Consider the following 17003-nt stretch of genomic DNA (forward strand, 5'->3'; position numbering starts at 1 on the left):
TCAGAAGCTGAGCAGTTCCATCAAATTTTGATGTGTTGCGAGAGAGATGAAACCTCGGGCAACAATTTTGTTGCGTGCAACATGATCCTCGCAATCGCATCCCTTATGCTTTTACAAAACGTCGTCGGCAATCGGATGAATTATCTGGATGTTTTCAGGATATACACGTGCCAAGGGAAATGGCACGCATCTTGATGAAGAATGAAGGATGCCGCGAAGGACGAATATTTGTTTCGAAAGACGACGAATCCCTCCTGTCTTGGGGGCGATGCGCCGATGGTAACTATTCAGCATATACTTTGTGGTCACTCGCCAGAGCTGGATTCCGGCTTTCGCCGGAATGACGTAACAAACCACGTCCTTTCAAAGTTAAGTCATACCGGCGAAGGCCGGTATCCAGTCCGATTTTTCTCGGATGAACTGAATAGTTACAAAAAATGTAATATTCAGCAAAGTCAGAAAAAAGACCTGGATTCCGGCTTTCGCCGGAATGACTGACGTGGAAACGGGTTCTTCAATATGTCATTTCGGCGAAAGCCGGAATCCAGTGCGGATTTATGACCATACGGATGATGTGCTGAATGGTTACCGCCGATGTAACAAAAATTTTATTACGATATCAGTAATTTATACTCACTCGCAAGGTTCCCGGATGCAGGCCAATATTCTTGTTATTGACGATGAAGAATCCATTCGCTTCAGTTTTCAACGATTTCTCTCCGCGGAGGGGCATCATGTGATCACCGCGGAAAAGTATCGTGAAGCCTTGTCGGAAATGGATGCCTTGGAATTCGATCTCATCCTCGCGGATATTATTCTGGAGGATGGGTGCGGCATGGATATTTTGCGGGAGGTCGTGAAGCGCAATCTCAAAACCCGGGTGATCATCATGACGGCGTATCCAACCACGGAAACCGAGGACGCCAGTCAGCGCATGAGAGCAGTGTATCTGACAAAACCGCTCAGACAAAAAGGATTGCTGTATTCCATCGACCTGGCCTTGCGGGCGTCCCAAGCCAGGCCGGTTCGCAAGAAAGAAAAATCGATATCCTTCAGCGCTTCCTATCCAGGGATCGGCTGTTCCCCTCAGGTACAATCACCGGAAATCAATCACTGAAAGCAAAATTCCACCGTAAATTCGCCATGTTCCGTAGTGAAGGGGATGGCCATGATCGGTTCAGATGAGATGTGATGAATGGTGTGCCCCTTGCCCATGATCACGGTGGGGGTCGCGGACAGGATGGTCAGCCCGGTTTCCGCCAGCAGTTGTCGTGTCTTGCCGGAGATCATGTTCGTGATCTCGCCCACGGCGTCTTTCGTATCCGTGATGACATCCTGAATGTCGTCGCCCAGCATGTTTTTGACCACGGCCAATGCGCATTTCTGGGTGAAGGTCACGGATATGGTTCCTATCTTGTCTCCCGTTAAACCAATGACTCCGGTCACATCGCCCTTCGCCATGCTGTCCTTCTTGACGTACGGTTTTCCCGGCACGGGGGTGATCATGGCCATCGTGGACAGTACTTCCGATGTCGCCTTGGTGAAGGATTTGGCGATTTCAATGCTCATAGATCGTGCTCCTTGGAGATTTATCGGGCGGCATCAGGCCGGATAGCAGCATATCGGCATGCATCCGGCCGTCATTTTATCTGGCGGCAAGCATCCGGGCAGGTCTTTCAGCTTCAGCTAAAAGACCTGCCGCAAAAGGTCTTCCTCGGTACTCGGTCTTTCCTTGACGCCGTCAACCATGCTGACGGCAACCTGTTGCGGCTGAGTACCTGAAATGAACGGCAAAAGAAAGCTCGTTCCCCTCCAATCCGGTCCGGCGATCAGGCCGCTTTCTGGATCGATCCGGGCCATGGTCAAACCGGCAGGCGGCGTGAAGTTCTGCTCTGGATAGGTTTCTTCGACTTGCCGGCGGTAGGCCAGCCATGCCGGCAGGGCCGCGCGGGATCCGGTTTCCATCCTGCCCAGCGATTGCAGCTGATCAAAGCCGATATAGACCCCGGTCAGAAGGTACGGCGTGTACCCGATAAACCAGGCATCATGGTGGTTGTTGGTGGTGCCTGTCTTTCCGGCCACGGGCCGTCCCAGGGCCCGGGCACGGCGACCCGTTCCGTCCCGGACGGCCTCCTGAAGCATCTCCGTGATGATGTAGGCATTCTGGGGAGATATGGCCGGCGTGGTTCGGACTTCGTTTTCCAGCAACGGTTCACCCCAGGCCGTATGAACGGACAGGATGATTCGCGGCTCCACGGTGGAACCGTCCCGGGCAAATGCGGAAAAGGCTTTGCACATGTTCATCAGACTGACGGAAGTTGAACCGAGGCTGACCGCAAGGTCCGGAGTAAAATCACCTTGAAGACCCAATTCCCGTGCTCGATCGATGATCTTGTGAATGCCCACGGACTGGGCCACGCGAATGGTGACCAGATTCCTGGACTTGACCAGCGCCGTACGGAGCATGGTCGGACCGTGAAACCGGCCTTCGAAATTTTCCGGCTTCCAGGTGTCCAGAGTGGTGGCATCCGTATAGACAATGGGGGCGTCCATCAGGATGGAAGCCGCGGTAAAGCCGTTGTCCAGGGCGGCGGAGTAGACGATGGGCTTGAAGGTCGAACCGGTCTGGCGCATGGCCTGGGTGGCTCTGTTGAAGTGGCTGCGATGAAAACTGTAACCGCCGACAAGGGCCAGGACATCCCCGGTGTGGGGATCAATGGAGGCAATCGCGCCTTCCGCCAAGGGTTCCTGCTCCAGGGAAAGCTCCCACTTCCGCCCCAGAAGCGCCGCCGGAAGGACCGCGTCATCCATGTCCAGAGACAAGTCCTCCATATCTTCTTCCTTGTCCAGGCGCAGGGCGGCCCAGACCACGTCGCCCACATTCAAAACGCGCTGCGCATCACGCACAGGGGGAACGTCTTCAGGTGCTCGGGACGGATCAGGGGTTCTGGCCCATCCCATGGTCTGAACATCGATCCAGCCGTGATACGGCCCAAAGCGGACATAGGCCCCGTCTGAGCGCACGTCCGTGACCAGAACCCGGATCCAGTCGCCGGCAAGCAAGGCTGCCGGAGAAATCGACTGCGACTCCAGGAACGAGTCGGCATCCTGACCGGCAAGAGCGCGGATCGGACCCTGCCAGCCCTGACGCTTGCCAAGGGCGACCAACTCGCCGCGCAGGGCGTTTTCAGCGGCTGCCTGATGGTCCAAGTCCACCAGGGCTTGAACTTTCAACCCTCCGTTATAAACCTTCTCCTCACCGAATCTGGCGATCAATTCCCGGCGAACCTCCTCCAGATACCAGGCGCCCTGTCTCCAGGATGGATCGCTTCCGGTGTCAAAGATCATGGGCTGATCCATGGCGGTCCGGTATTCCTCCGCGGTAATCCAACCCAGAGTGAGCAGCCGCTCCAGGACGTAGACCTGTCTGGAGCGGGCCCTGGAGGCGTTGCGCAGGGGGTTGTTCATGGAGGGAGCCTTGGGCAGGCCGGCCAGAAGAGCCGCCTCGGCCAGGGTCAATTCGTGGGCGTGCTTGTTGAAGTAGGTTCTGGCGGCGGCTTCGATCCCGTAAGCGCCGGCGCCGAAAAATATCTGATTCAGATAGATGGTCAGGATCTCATCCTTGGTCAGGTAATGTTCCAGACGGTAGGCGAGGATGGCTTCCTTCAGTTTGCGCTCGTAACTGCGTTCCGGGGTGAGGAGCAATGACTTGATGACCTGCTGGGTGATGGTACTTCCCCCCTGAACGATGCTCCGCGCCTGGATGTTGCGAATCAGGGAGCGCAGGATTCCGGAGATGTCGATGCCCTCATGGTGATAAAAATTACTGTCTTCCGCGGCCAGGAAGCTCTGGGTCACCTTGGGGGGCAGATCCGTGGACTCCACGAGAAACCGCCGCTCATTGTAGAAGTATCCGAGAACCTGACCGTCCCGGGCCAGAACCGTGGTGACGAGGGAAGGATTGTAGTCCGTGATTGTCTTGAAGCTGGGCAGGTCCCGGGCAGCCCAGAAATAGAGTCCGACAAGGCCGCCGATTCCGGCAAGCATCAGGAGAACGACAAATGCGCTTCCTATAACGAGCAATTTTTTGCGCATGAAATGTATCTCTTCTCATCCGCGGGCAGTCCCCAGGAGGTACGCAGCATTTCGTACAGGGTGCGCAGAGCGGATGGATCGGTCTTGAACAGGGCGCACAGCCCCGTGGTTGAGGAAACACGGTTCACGGCCAGGCATTGGCGCGAGGAGAACGTGAACAATTTGGTATTTATAAACCAGAAGGGGTAGAGACGGCAATAAAAGGGGCGGTCCTTTCTCGGAAGAATGCACCCATTGGTTCCCAAAAACAGGCAACTTCCATCATTTTTGATGGCCAATCGGCAATGTCTTTCACCTTCCGGAAAAAGAACCTGAATACGTTCGCGTTCGCCGGGAAACAGTTTATGCAGACTGTGCAGAAAGAATTCCGTGTTGGGTGACCAGGAATGGCCCTGAATTCCCAGGCGTTGGGCATGAGGGGCAAGACGGGTCTGTTCCTCGAGACTGATAGGAAAACACGTATCCACCATGGCAGGATCAATCCAGCAACATGTCGGATGCAACAGCGCACATTCCCCACAGATCCCACCCTCGGTCCGGTCTGTCAAACTCACTCCCCGGTCAGTTGCTCCAGCCCACTCCCATTTTTCCGCAATCAAAATCCGCAATCGAAATCGTATCTATTCAGCAAAATCCGCGAAAAAGATCTGGATAGCGATAGCGCCGGCGTTCGCCGGTATGACTGTATAGATGCAGCTTGCCACGATAAGTCATTCCGGCGAAAGCCGGTATCCAGTGCAGGTAAATGACCACCCTCCGGATGAACTGAATAGTTACTCGAAATGTAACTATTCAGCAAAGTCAGAAAAAAGACCTGGATACCGGCTTTCGCGGGCATGACTGACGTGGAAACGGGTTCTCCAATATGTCATTCCGGCGAAAGCCGGAATCCAGTGCGGATTTATGACCATACGGATGATGTGCTGAATGGTTACCTCGAAATCAACTATTCAGCAAAACAAGCTGTTGCCGAGTTTGGCATTGGAATCGGTGTCGGGGTCGGTATCGGAGCGAAGCCATGTGGAAGGGCAATTATTTTTTCGAAACCGATTCCGATATTGACCCCGACACCGATTATCGGAGGAAGAACGTGTGCTGAGCAGTTATCTTCAGCAATCACCAACACAAACCTGCGAGGTAATCCTTCAGTTCAGCCACAAGTCCGTAACCTCAGCCAGAAAACTTCACCCGTCCCTTGCCGAGGAGATCATGAAGATGGACCATGCCCTGGAGCATTCCGGAGGAGTCAACCACCGGCAGCACGGTGATGGCCGCGGATTCCATGATGTCCAGGGCCAGAGCCGCGGTCTGATCCGGGGCAGCGCTGCGCGGCGCCCTGGTCATGACCTCTTCCACGGCCAGTTCCGGATCCAGGCGGCCCTGGCAGACCAGGCGGCGGATATCGCCATCCGTGAGGATGCCGGCGAGTCGATCGGCTTCGTCCACCACGGCCACGGTTCCCAGACCGCCCTCATTGAGGACCGACAAGGCTTGGCCAAGAAAAGCGCCGGAGCGGACAACGGGCAGTCCTTTTCGGTGGTGCATGACGTCGCGAATGGAGAGTCGGAGGCGCTGTCCCAAAGCGCCGCCCGGATGGCAGCGTTGAAAGGCGCAGGCATCGAAGCGTTTCCAGTGGATCAGACACACGGCCAATGCATCGCCCACGGCCAGAGCAGCGGTGGTGCTGGCCGTGGGGGCCAATCCGAGAGGGCAGGCCTCCCGAGGGACCGCCACCTTGATCACGATGTCGCACAAGTTGCCGAGGGAGGAGCGTTCATTCCGGGTCAGGCCAATGATGCGCACGCCCAGGGATCGCAGCGTGGGTAAAATGGCATTGAGTTCGTCGGTTTCGCCGCTGTTGGAAATGGCCAGGGCCACGTCCTCGGGCCGGATCATGCCCAGATCGCCGTGAGCTCCTTCCACGGGGTGCAGAAAAAAGGCCGGAGTGCCCGTGCTGCTCAGGGTGGCGGCAATCTTGCGGCCCACCAGGCCGGATTTGCCCAGACCGATGACCACCACCCGGCCGGAACAGTTGGCCAGGGCTTCCAGGGCATCCAGAAAGCCCGGCCCCAGATCGTCGCGGACCGCGGTCAGGCCGGCAATCTCGACATCCAGTACCTCGCGTCCCAGAGCCAGCCAGTCTTGCCGGCCGGAACGGATTGCGGATTGCAGATCGAGTTCCTGATCCATCAGCGGCTCCCGCAAGTCAGCCGCAGCACTTGTCTTCAAGGCACATCTTGGAACAGGGACCGTCCACGGCAACCGGATAATTTCCGTCAAAACAGGCCAGGCAATAGCCTTCGCTGCGGCCGGTGGCCTGCAACAGGCCTTCGATGCTCAGATAGTGCAGGCTGTCCAGGCCGATGTACCGGGCAATATCCGGCACCGGATGGTTTGCGGCAATCAGTTCGCCCTTGGAGGAGAAATCAATGCCGTAAAAACAGGGATGCCGGATGGGCGGGCAACTGACGCGCATGTGGATTTCCCGCGCCCCCAGCTCGCGCAGCTTCTTGACCCGGGTGCGGATGGTGGTGCCCCGGACGATGGAGTCCTCGATGATTACCATGCGCTTGTTCTTGATCAGCGAGCGCACGGGGTTCAGTTTGACCCGGACGCCGAAATCGCGCATGTCCTGGGAAGGCTGGATGAAGGTCCGGCCGATGTAGTGGTTGCGGATCATGGCCAGCTCGAAAGGCAGGCCTGAAGCCTGGGCATAACCAACAGCCGCGTACATTCCCGAATCCGGAAACGGCATGATGTAGTCGCCGTCCACGGGGGCTTCCCGAGCCAGTATCTCTCCCATCCGCTTGCGCGCGGAATAGACTTCCGTGCCGAAAACCAGGGAGTCCGGCCTGGCAAAGTAGACCAGTTCGAAAATACAGGACTTGGTCGGCTCGGGATCGGCAAACCGCCTGGAGGTCAGGCAGCGGTCCTCGATGATCACCATTTCACCTGGATCAATGCAGCGCAGATGTTCGGCCTCGAGCAGGTCAAAGGCGCAGGTTTCGGAAGCAACGACGTAGCTGTCGCCCATCCGGCCCAGGGACAGGGGGCGAAAGCCCAGGGGATCGCGCAGGGCGATGAGCTTGTTGTTGGCCAGGATGATCAATGAATAGGCGCCCTTGATCCGGGAACAGGCCAGGGCGACGGCTTCTACCAGGCCTTTGCCGTTCAGGTTCCGGGCGATCAGGTGCATGATGACTTCGCTGTCCATGGTGGTCTGGAAAATGGAGCCCTGATCCTCCAGTTCCCGGCGCAAAGCCTGTGCATTGACCAGATTGCCGTTGTGACCGATGGCAATCCGGAAGTCCCCGAAGCGGACCATGAACGGCTGGGCGTTGCGCAACAGGGAGGCCCCGGTGGTGGAATAGCGAATGTGGCCGATGGCCGTGTCGCCCTTGAGTTCCTTGCCCAGGTGACGTTCGTTGAACACGTCGGCCACCAGTCCCATGCCCCGTTGTTCCCGAAGATTGGCCCCGTCCCAGGTCACGATGCCCGCGCTTTCCTGACCGCGGTGCTGCAGGGCGTACAGGCCGAAATAGACCATCCTGGCTGCTTCCGGATGACCGGAAATGCCGACGAGTCCGCAATATTCACGTTTCATATGATGCCTTTGAGGTAATTGCTCCATAAGGCAGGGCAACCAACCACCGCGGATACGAGCTGCCTGGATACCGGCCTGCGCCGGTATGACGGAATGGAGCACCTCGATTGCGAGTTCTCTCGGTCGTCACTCCGGCGCAGGCCGGGTCCAGGTGTTTTTTGTGTGGTCCACTTGCCTTGAGTTATTGAGCAGTTCCCCTTTGAGTGAGTAAAAACGATTCTTGCTCAACCTTGATGATATTCCTGCAGACTCTTCACTTCCAGTCCCCGGCCCCGCAATTCCTGGAGGGCCTGGGCCATGGCCTTGGCCCCGGCCAGAGTGGTGGTGTACGGGATGGCGTGGAGCAGGGTGCTTTGGCGGATCGATGAAGAGTCGCTGATGGTTTTTTTCTTTCCGGAGGAGGTATTTATCACCAGGTCTATGGCCTTGTTCTTGATGTGATCAACAACGTGGGGGCGGCCTTCGTGGACCTTGAACACCTGTTCAGGGTGCAACCCATGATCCTGAAGGTAGGCTGCGGTACCCCGGGTGGCAAGGATGCGGAAGCCGAGCTCCTGAAAAACCCGGGCCACGGGCAGCATCTCTTCCTTGTCTTCGTCGTTCACGGAGATGAACACCGTGCCGGATTCCGGCAGCCGCTGCCCGGCAGCCAACTGGCTTTTCATGAACGCCAGGCCGAAACTCTCGTCAATGCCCATGACTTCGCCCGTGGAACGCATCTCCGGCCCCAGCAGCACGTCTACCCCGGGAAAGCGGCGGAAGGGGAAGACGGACTCCTTGACGGAAAAATAATTGAGGGGTCGCTGGTCGGGAATGTTCAGATCCCGCAGGCGGGCACCGAGCATGACCCGGGTGGCCAGTTTGGCCAGGGGCAGGCCCGTGGCCTTGCTCACAAAGGGCACGGTGCGCGAGGCCCGGGGATTGACCTCAAGGATGTAAATGGTTCCGCCCTGGATGGCGTACTGGATGTTCATCAGTCCGACCACGCCCAGTTCCCGGGCCAAAGCCGCGGTCTGGCGGCGGATTTCGGCGAGAACCTCCTCGGGCAGGGTGTGAGGCGGCAGGACGCATGCCGAATCGCCGGAATGGATTCCGGCTTCCTCGATGTGCTCCATGATGCCGGCGACATAGGTGTCTTCACCGTCGCTTAAGGCATCCACATCCACTTCCACGGCGTGCTGCAGGAACTTGTCGATCAGGATCGGATGACCGGGACAGACCTGGGCGGCTTCGGTGAAATAGGAGCGCAGCTGGTTCTCGTCAAAGACGATTTCCATGGCCCGTCCTCCCAGGACATAGGAAGGCCTGACCACCACCGGATAGCCGATGCGTCCGGCAATGACGATGGCTTCATCCGGAGTCATGGCCGTGCCGTTATCCGGTTGGCGCAAATCCAGTTTCCGGAGCATGGCCTGAAAGCGCTCCCGGTCCTCGGCCCGGTCGATGCTGTCCGGGCTGGTGCCCAGGATGTTCACTCCGGCCCGCATCAGGGGCACCACAAGATTGAGGGGCGTTTGCCCTCCGAACTGGACGATGACGCCCTCGGGCTGCTCCATTTCCACGATGTTCATCACGTCTTCAAAGGTCAGCGGCTCGAAATAGAGACGATCCGATGTGTCGTAGTCCGTGCTTACGGTCTCCGGGTTGGAATTGACCATGATCGATTCTACGCCCATTTCCCGCAGGGAGTAGGAAGCGTGGCAGCAGCAGTAGTCGAATTCAATGCCCTGGCCGATGCGGTTGGGACCGCCGCCCAGGATGATCACCTTGCGTTTTACACTGGTCCGGGTTTCGTTTTCCGACTCGTAGGTGGAATAGTAGTAGGGCGTATAGGCTTCGAACTCCGCGGCGCAGGTGTCCACCAGCTTGTACGTGGGCACGATGTTCAGTTCCAGGCGCATCTTGCGGATGTCCGTTTCCGAACGCTTCCAGGCTACGGCCAGCTGCGCGTCGGAAAAACCCATTTCCTTGGCCCGGCGCAGGATGTGCGGCATCTTGGGGTTTGCCGCGGACAGGCTCTCGGAAAGGGCAAAGGATTTCAGTTCGTTTTCAAAGGCAACCACCTCGGCGATCTGACGGATGAACCAGGGATCGATGCCCGTGGCTTCCTGAATTTCAGTCTCGCCGAGTCCGGCCGCCAGGGCCTGGCGCAGGATGAAGAGGCGCTTGGAGTGGGGCAGACGCAAACCGGCGAGGATGGTTTCATGGTCCGGAAGCTGCTGCGAAAAATCCGAACACAGACCGGTGACGCCCACTTCCAGGGAACGCATGCCCTTTTGCAGGGCCTCCTTGAAGGTACGGCCGATGGCCATGGTCTCGCCGACGCTCTTCATGGACGTGGTCAGGTAGTCCTGGGAACCGGGGAATTTCTCAAAGGTGAAGCGCGGAATCTTGATCACGCAGTAGTCGATGGCCGGTTCGAAGGAGGCCATGGTTTCCCGGGTGATATCGTTGGGCAGTTCGTCCAGGGTATAGCCCACGGCCAGTTTGGCGGCGATCTTGGCAATGGGGAAGCCGGTGGCCTTGGAGGCCAGGGCCGAGGACCGGGAGACCCGGGGGTTCATTTCAATGACCACCATGTTGCCGTTGACCGGGTTGATCGCGAACTGGACATTGGAGCCGCCGGTTTCCACGCCGATTTCGCGCATGATGTCCAGGGACGCATTGCGCATCTGCTGGTATTCGTCATCCGTCAGGGTCTGGGCCGGGGCCACGGTGATGGAATCCCCGGTATGCACGCCCATGGGGTCCAGGTTCTCGATGGAACAGATGATCACGGAATTGTCGTTCTTGTCCCGCATCACCTCCATTTCATATTCCTTCCAGCCCAGGACGGACTCCTCGAGCATGACCTCGGTTTTCAGGCTCGCTGTCAGGCCCTGTTCGGCCATGGATTCCAGGTCCTCCTGGTTGTAGGCCACGCCGCCGCCGGTGCCGCCCAGGGTGAATGCCGGGCGGATGATGATCGGAAAATCAATCTCCTTGGCGGCCTGGCGAACCTGATCCATGTTCCGCGCAATCAGGCTTTTCGGGACCTGCAGGCCGATGTTCAGCATGGCCTGCCGGAATTCCTCCCGGCTTTCGGCCTTGCGGATGGCCGGCAGCGAGGCGCCGATCAACTCCACGCCGTATTCCTCCAGAACGCCGGATTCGGATAAAGCCACTGCGATGTTCAACCCAGTCTGCCCGCCCAGGGTGGGGAGCAGGGCGTCCGGGCGCTCCCGGGCAATGATCTTGGCGACCACGTCCGGGACAATGGGCTCGATGTACGTTTTATCGGCCAATTCAGGATCGGTCATGATGGTGGCCGGATTGGAATTGACCAGGATGACTTCATAGCCTTCTTCCTTCAAGGCTTTCAGGGCCTGGGTTCCGGAATAGTCGAACTCGCAGCCCTGGCCGATGACGATGGGGCCGGAGCCGATGAGCATGATGCGGCGGAGGTCGGTTCGTTTGGGCATGAGTATGTCTCTCGGATAGGTTGCGGGTGTGGAAGGTGACTAAAATATCAGGGTGACTGCGGAAGTGCCGTCAATGCACTGTTCGTTCGGCTTCAGGTGCGGCATTCCGGCAACAAACCGAACTGGAAGCATTTACTCGAGAGTGATGGTAAAGGCAAATCGCCACAACCAGAGCCTCTCGCTCAAGCAACTGCTCTTTTGCGCTTTCAGTCTTGGAGCCACGTTGCCGCATGTTACAAGACATATGATGTATGCAATCCGCCATTGCCGGAGACGACTTCGGGCTGTATAGGCAAAGGTATTCGGGCGGTTGTCACTCTTATGGTATCTTCCCAATCATGCCGGGCAGTCTCTTCTGGATCGCGGCATCGCGCCAGCTTATCCACGCAGCCGACGTTTCATTCTCTCACTTTGGGTCGAGTTTGGTTACCGACCAGACATCCATTTGCCGCATCAGGCCGGGAGATATGGCTCTATGCCCCTCCCTGGCAAAAATGACCCTCGCGGAAGAGTAAGTTTGGGTTAACCCTGCCGGCCTTGAAACAGGAGAAAGAAGCATCATGTGAAACCCTGGCAGATGCCATCCTGGACAGGCTTGTTCACAACGCCTACAAATTCAACCTTACTGGAGACTCCATGAGAAAGATCAAGTCGCTCTCTTTGTCATCAACTGACCCAATGTAGACAGCCCTTCAACCCGGCGTCGCTTCGCTCCGATACAGTGGTCACTTTCACCGGAATCGCTGGTCAATTTCACCGGAATAGGCAGCATTATAAAATTAAAAGCCAATTTTAATGGAAATATCATGGCGAAACTCAAACCTCCTCTCAGCGTACGTCAAGGACTTGTCCGCCTCGGAGAAGACCTCCGCAGGGCCAGATTGCTGCGAGGGTTAAAAATGACCCTGGTGGCGGAGCGGGCCGGGATCAGCCGGGAGACTTTGGCCAAAATTCAGAAAGGCGATCCCGGAGTGAGCATTGGAGCCTATGCCGCGGTGATTTTTGCTTTGGGCATGGGCACGAAGTGGATGAGGCTTGCCGACATCGGCAATGATCCGGTCGGTCAGGCCCTGGAAGCCGAACGGCTGCCCAAGCGCGCCCACGGCTTGAAAAAGCTGGGGGGAGTAGCCGGTGTAGCGAGAATGCATGGCAAGACGCTGACGGTAATGGTAAGCTAGCGGCAAAGCGCATGTTTTTATGCCACATCAGTCTCATGATAAATTTTGGTGCTTCATGAGCGAGGGAGAATTCATAAAATGTATATCAGCCGCATTCGTCTTAGGAATTGGAAAAATTTTGGAGATGCCGCCACACCACTCTCCTGGAGAACCTTTCTTATCGGTCCCAATGCTTCCGGCAAATCAAACTTGCTTGATGCATTGCGTTTTCTGCGTGAGTTGGCCATCGACGGATTGGCTCCAGCGGTTGGCAGAAGGGGGGGGATCTCCTCTTTGCGCTGTTTGTCGGCCAGGCGTTATTCCGACATAGATATCGATGTGAAATTGGCTGATGATTCTGGTACAGATGTATGGCAGTACTGTATTGTCATCAATCAGGACAACAGGCAGCGCCCGATCGTGAAAAAGGAATTGGTTTATAACTTGAAAAACTCATCTGTTGCTCTGGATCGTCCTGGCCCGGAGGACGGAAACGATCCCGAACGGTTGACGCAGACAGATCTTGAACAAGTCATTGCCAATAAAGAATTCCGAGAAATATCTGATTATTTCAAGACTATTTCCTATCAGCATATTGTTCCTCAGGTGGTGCGTGATCCTCAGGGTTTTACCTCGATGCCGGTGCATGACGACCCGTTTGGCCGGGATTTTCTCCTGCGATTGTGGAATACACAAAAAAAAACCAGAACAGCGCGACTCAAGAGGATTGCAGCGGCCCTGAAAGTGGCAGTGCCCAAACTTCAGGAGCTTGACATTGTCATGGACAAGCAGGGCACACCGCATCTTATCGGTCGGTATGAGCATTGGAGGGCACAAGGCGCTTTCCAGAACGAAAGCCAGCTTTCAGATGGAACACTGCGATTGTTCAGTCTCTTATGGACTGTATTCGAGGGAAACGGCGCCCTTCTACTTGAAGAGCCAGAACTTTCGCTGCACAGTGAAGTCGTCCGGTACTTGCCGCAATTGTTTGAGCGTTTGCAAAAGCTTCGCAAAAATCGACGTCAGATCATTCTCAGCACGCATTCTGAGGAAATCCTCCAGGACAAGGGAATTGGAGGTGAAGAGATTGTCCGACTTGAAATCGGAGAAAACGGCACAACTTTTCAGCCTCCCGACGAAAACGAAAACCTGCTGCTCCGGCAAGGTCTGTCCGTGGCCGAAGTCCTGCTTCCCCGCACCGCGCCACCAAGGGCTCATCAATTATCTTTGTTTGCGGAGTAGGGCGATGATTATCTATGCCTTGGTGGAAGGCCCGACTGATGAAGCGATGGCTCGCAGACTGGCCGAAACGTCCGGCCATCAGGTTGGGGCTTGTTATGGTAAAAGGGGCAGTTCATGGATCAAGGCAAAGGTCGAAGCATTCAACAAATCAGCCGCTTCGATTCCGGTGCTGACTCTACTGGATTTTATGGACGCAGATTTGCCATGCCCACCGGAGATTCTTGATAAATGGTTGCCGCACAGGCACTCGAGGATGATATTTCGGGTCGTGGTGAGAGAATTGGAGAGTTGGCTTCTGGCCGACAGAGAGGGAACGGCCGGTTTTTTAGGAGTAGCTTTAAGTAAAGTGCCTCTGTCACCTGAACAACTGGATGATCCAAAACAAACTTTGGTTAATTTGGCCCGCCAATCAAGGTATTCCTCGATCAGGTCGGCACTTGTTCCTCAAAAAGGATCGACAGCACAGGTCGGTCGCTCATACGTGTCCGAAATCAACCGCTTTACATCTGAAATATGGTGCCCTGAGCGGGCTAGAGAATTATCACCCAGCCTGAACAGCTGTCTGCGGCGCCTGGCGGAAATCAAATAGGTTCGAACGGACGGGCACTTGTCACCCAATAAGCCGGAAGACATCAATGCCGGTCTCGACATGACCGGTAACCTGCCCATGGAACCCTGTAACAAGAGGTCCCCATGAACAAGAAAGCCCTCACCGAAGCGGACATCCGCACCAAGTTCGTCACCCCCGCGCTTGTGGGCGCAAGCGGCGACAAGTGGGATCTGATGACCCAGATCCGGGAGGAATTCTATTTCACCAGGGGCCGGGTCATTGTGCGCGGCAGGACCGTGAAACGCGGCGAGGCCAGGAAAGCCGACTACATTCTCTATTACAAGCCGAACCTGCCCATCGCGGTCATCGAGGCCAAGGACAACAACCACTGCGTGGGCGACGGGATGCAGCAGGCTCTGGAATACGCCGAGATCCTGGACATTCCCTTTGCCTACAGCACCAACGGGGACGCCTTCCTGGAACACGACCGGACCAAAACCACCGGTCAAGGCGTCGCCGGTCCCGTCACCCGGGAAATCCCCCTGGACCAGTTCCCGTCTCCCGCCGAACTCTGGGCCCGCTATCGCGCGGCCAGGGGCTACACCGCCGCCCAGGAGGCCGTGGCCGCGCAGGAATACTACGACGACGGCTCCCAGAAGACGCCGCGCTATTACCAGATCATCGCCATCAACCGCACCGTGGAGGCCATTGCCCGGGGCGAGAACCGGATTCTGCTGGTCATGGCCACGGGCACGGGCAAGACCTACACCGCCTTCCAGATCATCTGGCGGCTGTGGAAGTCCGGAGCAAGCAAGCGCATCCTGTTCCTGGTGGACCGCAACATCCTGGCGGATCAGACCAAGACCAACGACTTCAAGCCCTTTGGTCAGGCCATGACCAAGATCACCAACCGGGTCGTGGACAAGGCCTTTGAGATCTACCTCTGCCTCTATCAGGCCGTCACCGGCGCCGAGGAAGACTGGAACATCTACAAGCAGTTCTCGCCGGACTTTTTCGATCTGGTGGTCGTGGACGAATGCCACCGGGGCAGCGCCGCGGAGGACGCGGCCTGACGCAAGGTGCTGGAATACTTTTCCTCCGCCGCCCAGATCGGCCTGACCGCCACGCCCAAGGAAACAAGAGACGTCTCCAACATCGAATACTTCGGCGAGCCCTTCTACGCCTACTCCCTGCGCCAGGGCATCGCCGACGGATTTCTCGCACCCTAAAAGGTGATCCGCTTCGGCCTGGACAAGGACCTGGACGGCTGGCGGCCCGAGGACGGCCAGACCGACAAGTACGGCCGGGTCATCGAGGACCGCGAGTACAACGACCGCGATTTCGACCGCAATCTGATCCTGGAAAAGCGCACCGCCCTGGTGGCGGCCAAGGTCACCGAGTTCCTGCGGACAACGGACCGCTTTTCCAGGACCATCATCTTCTGTGAAAACATCGAGCATGCCGAGCGGATGCGCCAGGCCATGGTCAACGCCAACCCGGACCTGGCCGCGGCCAACAGCCGCTATGTGGTCCGGGTCACCGGGGACAACAACGAGGGCAAGGCCCAACTGGACAATTTCATCGATCCGGAATCCGCCTACCCGGTGGTCTGCACCACCTCCCGGCTGATGAGCACCTGGTGGACGCCCAGACCTGCAAGCTCATCGTCCTGGACCGGCGCATCGCCTCCATGACCGAGTTCAAGCAGATCATCGGCCGCGGCAGCCGGATCAACGAGGACTACGGCAAGCTCTTTTTCATGATCATGGATTTCAAGCGGGCCACAAGCATGTTCGCGGACCTGGATTGCGACGGCGATCCGGTCCGGATCTACGAACCCGGCCCGGAAGACCCGCCGGTACCGCCGGAAGATCTCTCGGCAGATCTCTCGGAAGGTCCTTCGGAAGCGTCTCCGGACGAGACGCCTAACCATTGTGCGATGATCCGGGAGATCCGGCAAATGCCCGGCAACCGCCGGTCAAGTATTACGTGGACGACGTGGAAGTCCGCGTGGCCACGGAGCGGGTCCAGTATCTGGACGAACACGGCAAGCTGATCACCGAATCCCTGACGGACTATTCCCGCAAGGCCGTGCGCCGGACCTACGCCACCCTGGCCTCGTTCCTGACCGTCTGGAACGAGGCCGAGCGCAAGCAGGCCGTGCTGGAGGAACTGGCCGCCAGGGGCGTATTCCTGGACGAACTTGCCGAGCAGGTGGGTCGGGACTATGACGCCTTTGATCTGGTCTGCCACGTCGCCTTTGACCAGCCCCCGCTGACCCGCACGGAGCGGGCCGAAAAGGTCAAAAAGCGCAATGTTTTCGGAAAATACGGCGACAAGGCCCGCACTGTCCTGAACGCCCTGCTGGCCAAGTACGCCGAAACCGGCATCCAGAGCGTCGAATCCCTGGACATCCTCAAGGTTGACCCCCTGCGCGCCTTCGGAACCCCTATCGAGATCATCAATCTCTTTGGCGGCAAGCCTTCCTACCTGGCCGCGGTCAGGGAGCTGGAGGCGCAACTCTACATGGATGTCGCGTAAAACAGCATTGCCACAAGGGGTGAGAAATGAAGAAAATTCCTCCCGTACATCCTGGAGAGATTCTGGAAGAGGAGTTCCTGAAGCCGCTGGCCATCAGCCAGAATCGGCTGGGCAGGGATCTTGCGGTTTCCCCGCGCAGGATCAACGAGATCATTCACGGGAAACGCGCCGTCACGGCGGATACGGCCCTGCGGCTCTCCAGATATTTCAGCAACTCCGCAAGTTTCTGGCTGGGACTGCAAATGGACTACGATCTGGACGTGGCTGAGGACGCATTGGCCGAACGGATCAACGAGGAAGTCCGGCAACTGGCCGTTGCCTGAAGGAATGCGGCCATGAACAACCTGCTCACG

Annotated in this window: 11 protein-coding genes and 2 pseudogenes; 7 read left to right on the top strand and 6 right to left on the bottom strand. The window is 57.3% G+C overall.

Annotated elements, in window-relative coordinates; translation table 11 throughout:
- Positions 1-652: 652 nt before the first annotated feature.
- Entirely contained in the window at positions 653-1117 is a 465-nt protein-coding gene (locus ACYQ15_RS03865) for a response regulator (protein ID WP_459936212.1), read from the top strand.
- Here ACYQ15_RS03865 and ACYQ15_RS03870 read toward each other — a convergent pair.
- The 6 genes from ACYQ15_RS03870 to carB all read right to left on the bottom strand — a co-directional run bounded on the left by ACYQ15_RS03870 (position 1111) and on the right by carB (position 11160).
- Positions 1111-1569, bottom strand: coding sequence for a chemotaxis protein CheX (locus ACYQ15_RS03870; protein WP_459936213.1), 459 nt, complete (start codon positions 1567-1569; stop codon positions 1111-1113). The genes ACYQ15_RS03865 and ACYQ15_RS03870 overlap by 7 nt on opposite strands.
- Positions 1570-1686: 117 nt before the next feature.
- The gene (locus ACYQ15_RS03875; RefSeq protein WP_459936214.1) at positions 1687-4095 is read right to left on the bottom strand and encodes a penicillin-binding protein 1A; all 2409 of its coding nucleotides are present in this window, start codon (positions 4093-4095) and stop codon (positions 1687-1689) included.
- On the bottom strand, positions 4071-4565 hold the full coding sequence (locus ACYQ15_RS03880; protein WP_459936215.1) for a zinc/iron-chelating domain-containing protein: 495 nt from the start codon (positions 4563-4565) through the stop codon (positions 4071-4073). Before ACYQ15_RS03880 ends, ACYQ15_RS03875 begins: the two co-directional genes overlap by 25 nt.
- 700 nt (positions 4566-5265) lie before the next feature.
- On the bottom strand, positions 5266-6285 hold the full coding sequence (locus tag ACYQ15_RS03885) for a KpsF/GutQ family sugar-phosphate isomerase (protein WP_459936216.1): 1020 nt from the start codon (positions 6283-6285) through the stop codon (positions 5266-5268).
- Positions 6286-6301: 16 nt separating this feature from the next.
- Positions 6302-7699, bottom strand: a complete 1398-nt coding sequence (gene purF / locus ACYQ15_RS03890) for an amidophosphoribosyltransferase (protein WP_459936217.1) — start codon at positions 7697-7699, stop codon at positions 6302-6304.
- A 224-nt stretch (positions 7700-7923) separates the two neighbouring features.
- Positions 7924-11160 (bottom strand): carbamoyl-phosphate synthase large subunit, encoded by a 3237-nt coding sequence (gene carB / locus ACYQ15_RS03895; protein ID WP_459936218.1) that lies wholly within the window; start codon positions 11158-11160, stop codon positions 7924-7926.
- 567 nt (positions 11161-11727) lie between these two features.
- Here carB and ACYQ15_RS03900 point away from each other — a divergent pair.
- The 6 genes and pseudogenes from ACYQ15_RS03900 to ACYQ15_RS03925 form a co-directional block, all read left to right on the top strand.
- Positions 11728-11844 (top strand): annotated as a pseudogene (locus ACYQ15_RS03900) (ATP-binding protein); the annotation flags it as partial.
- 122 nt (positions 11845-11966) lie between these two features.
- Entirely contained in the window at positions 11967-12338 is a 372-nt protein-coding gene (locus ACYQ15_RS03905) for a helix-turn-helix domain-containing protein (protein WP_459936219.1), read from the top strand.
- Positions 12339-12416: 78 nt separating this feature from the next.
- Positions 12417-13559 (top strand): AAA family ATPase, encoded by a 1143-nt coding sequence (locus ACYQ15_RS03910; protein ID WP_459936220.1) that lies wholly within the window; start codon positions 12417-12419, stop codon positions 13557-13559.
- A 4-nt stretch (positions 13560-13563) separates the two neighbouring features.
- Positions 13564-14148 (top strand): DUF4276 family protein, encoded by a 585-nt coding sequence (locus tag ACYQ15_RS03915; RefSeq protein ID WP_459936221.1) that lies wholly within the window; start codon positions 13564-13566, stop codon positions 14146-14148.
- A 104-nt stretch (positions 14149-14252) separates the two neighbouring features.
- A pseudogene (gene hsdR, locus ACYQ15_RS03920) lies at positions 14253-16650 on the top strand (EcoAI/FtnUII family type I restriction enzme subunit R).
- 26 nt (positions 16651-16676) lie between these two features.
- Positions 16677-16973: a HigA family addiction module antitoxin gene (locus tag ACYQ15_RS03925; RefSeq protein WP_459936222.1), complete on the top strand. Its 297-nt coding sequence runs from the start codon at positions 16677-16679 to the stop codon at positions 16971-16973.
- Positions 16974-17003 lie beyond the last annotated feature (30 nt).

Source organism: Desulfonatronum parangueonense, from assembly GCF_054656975.1.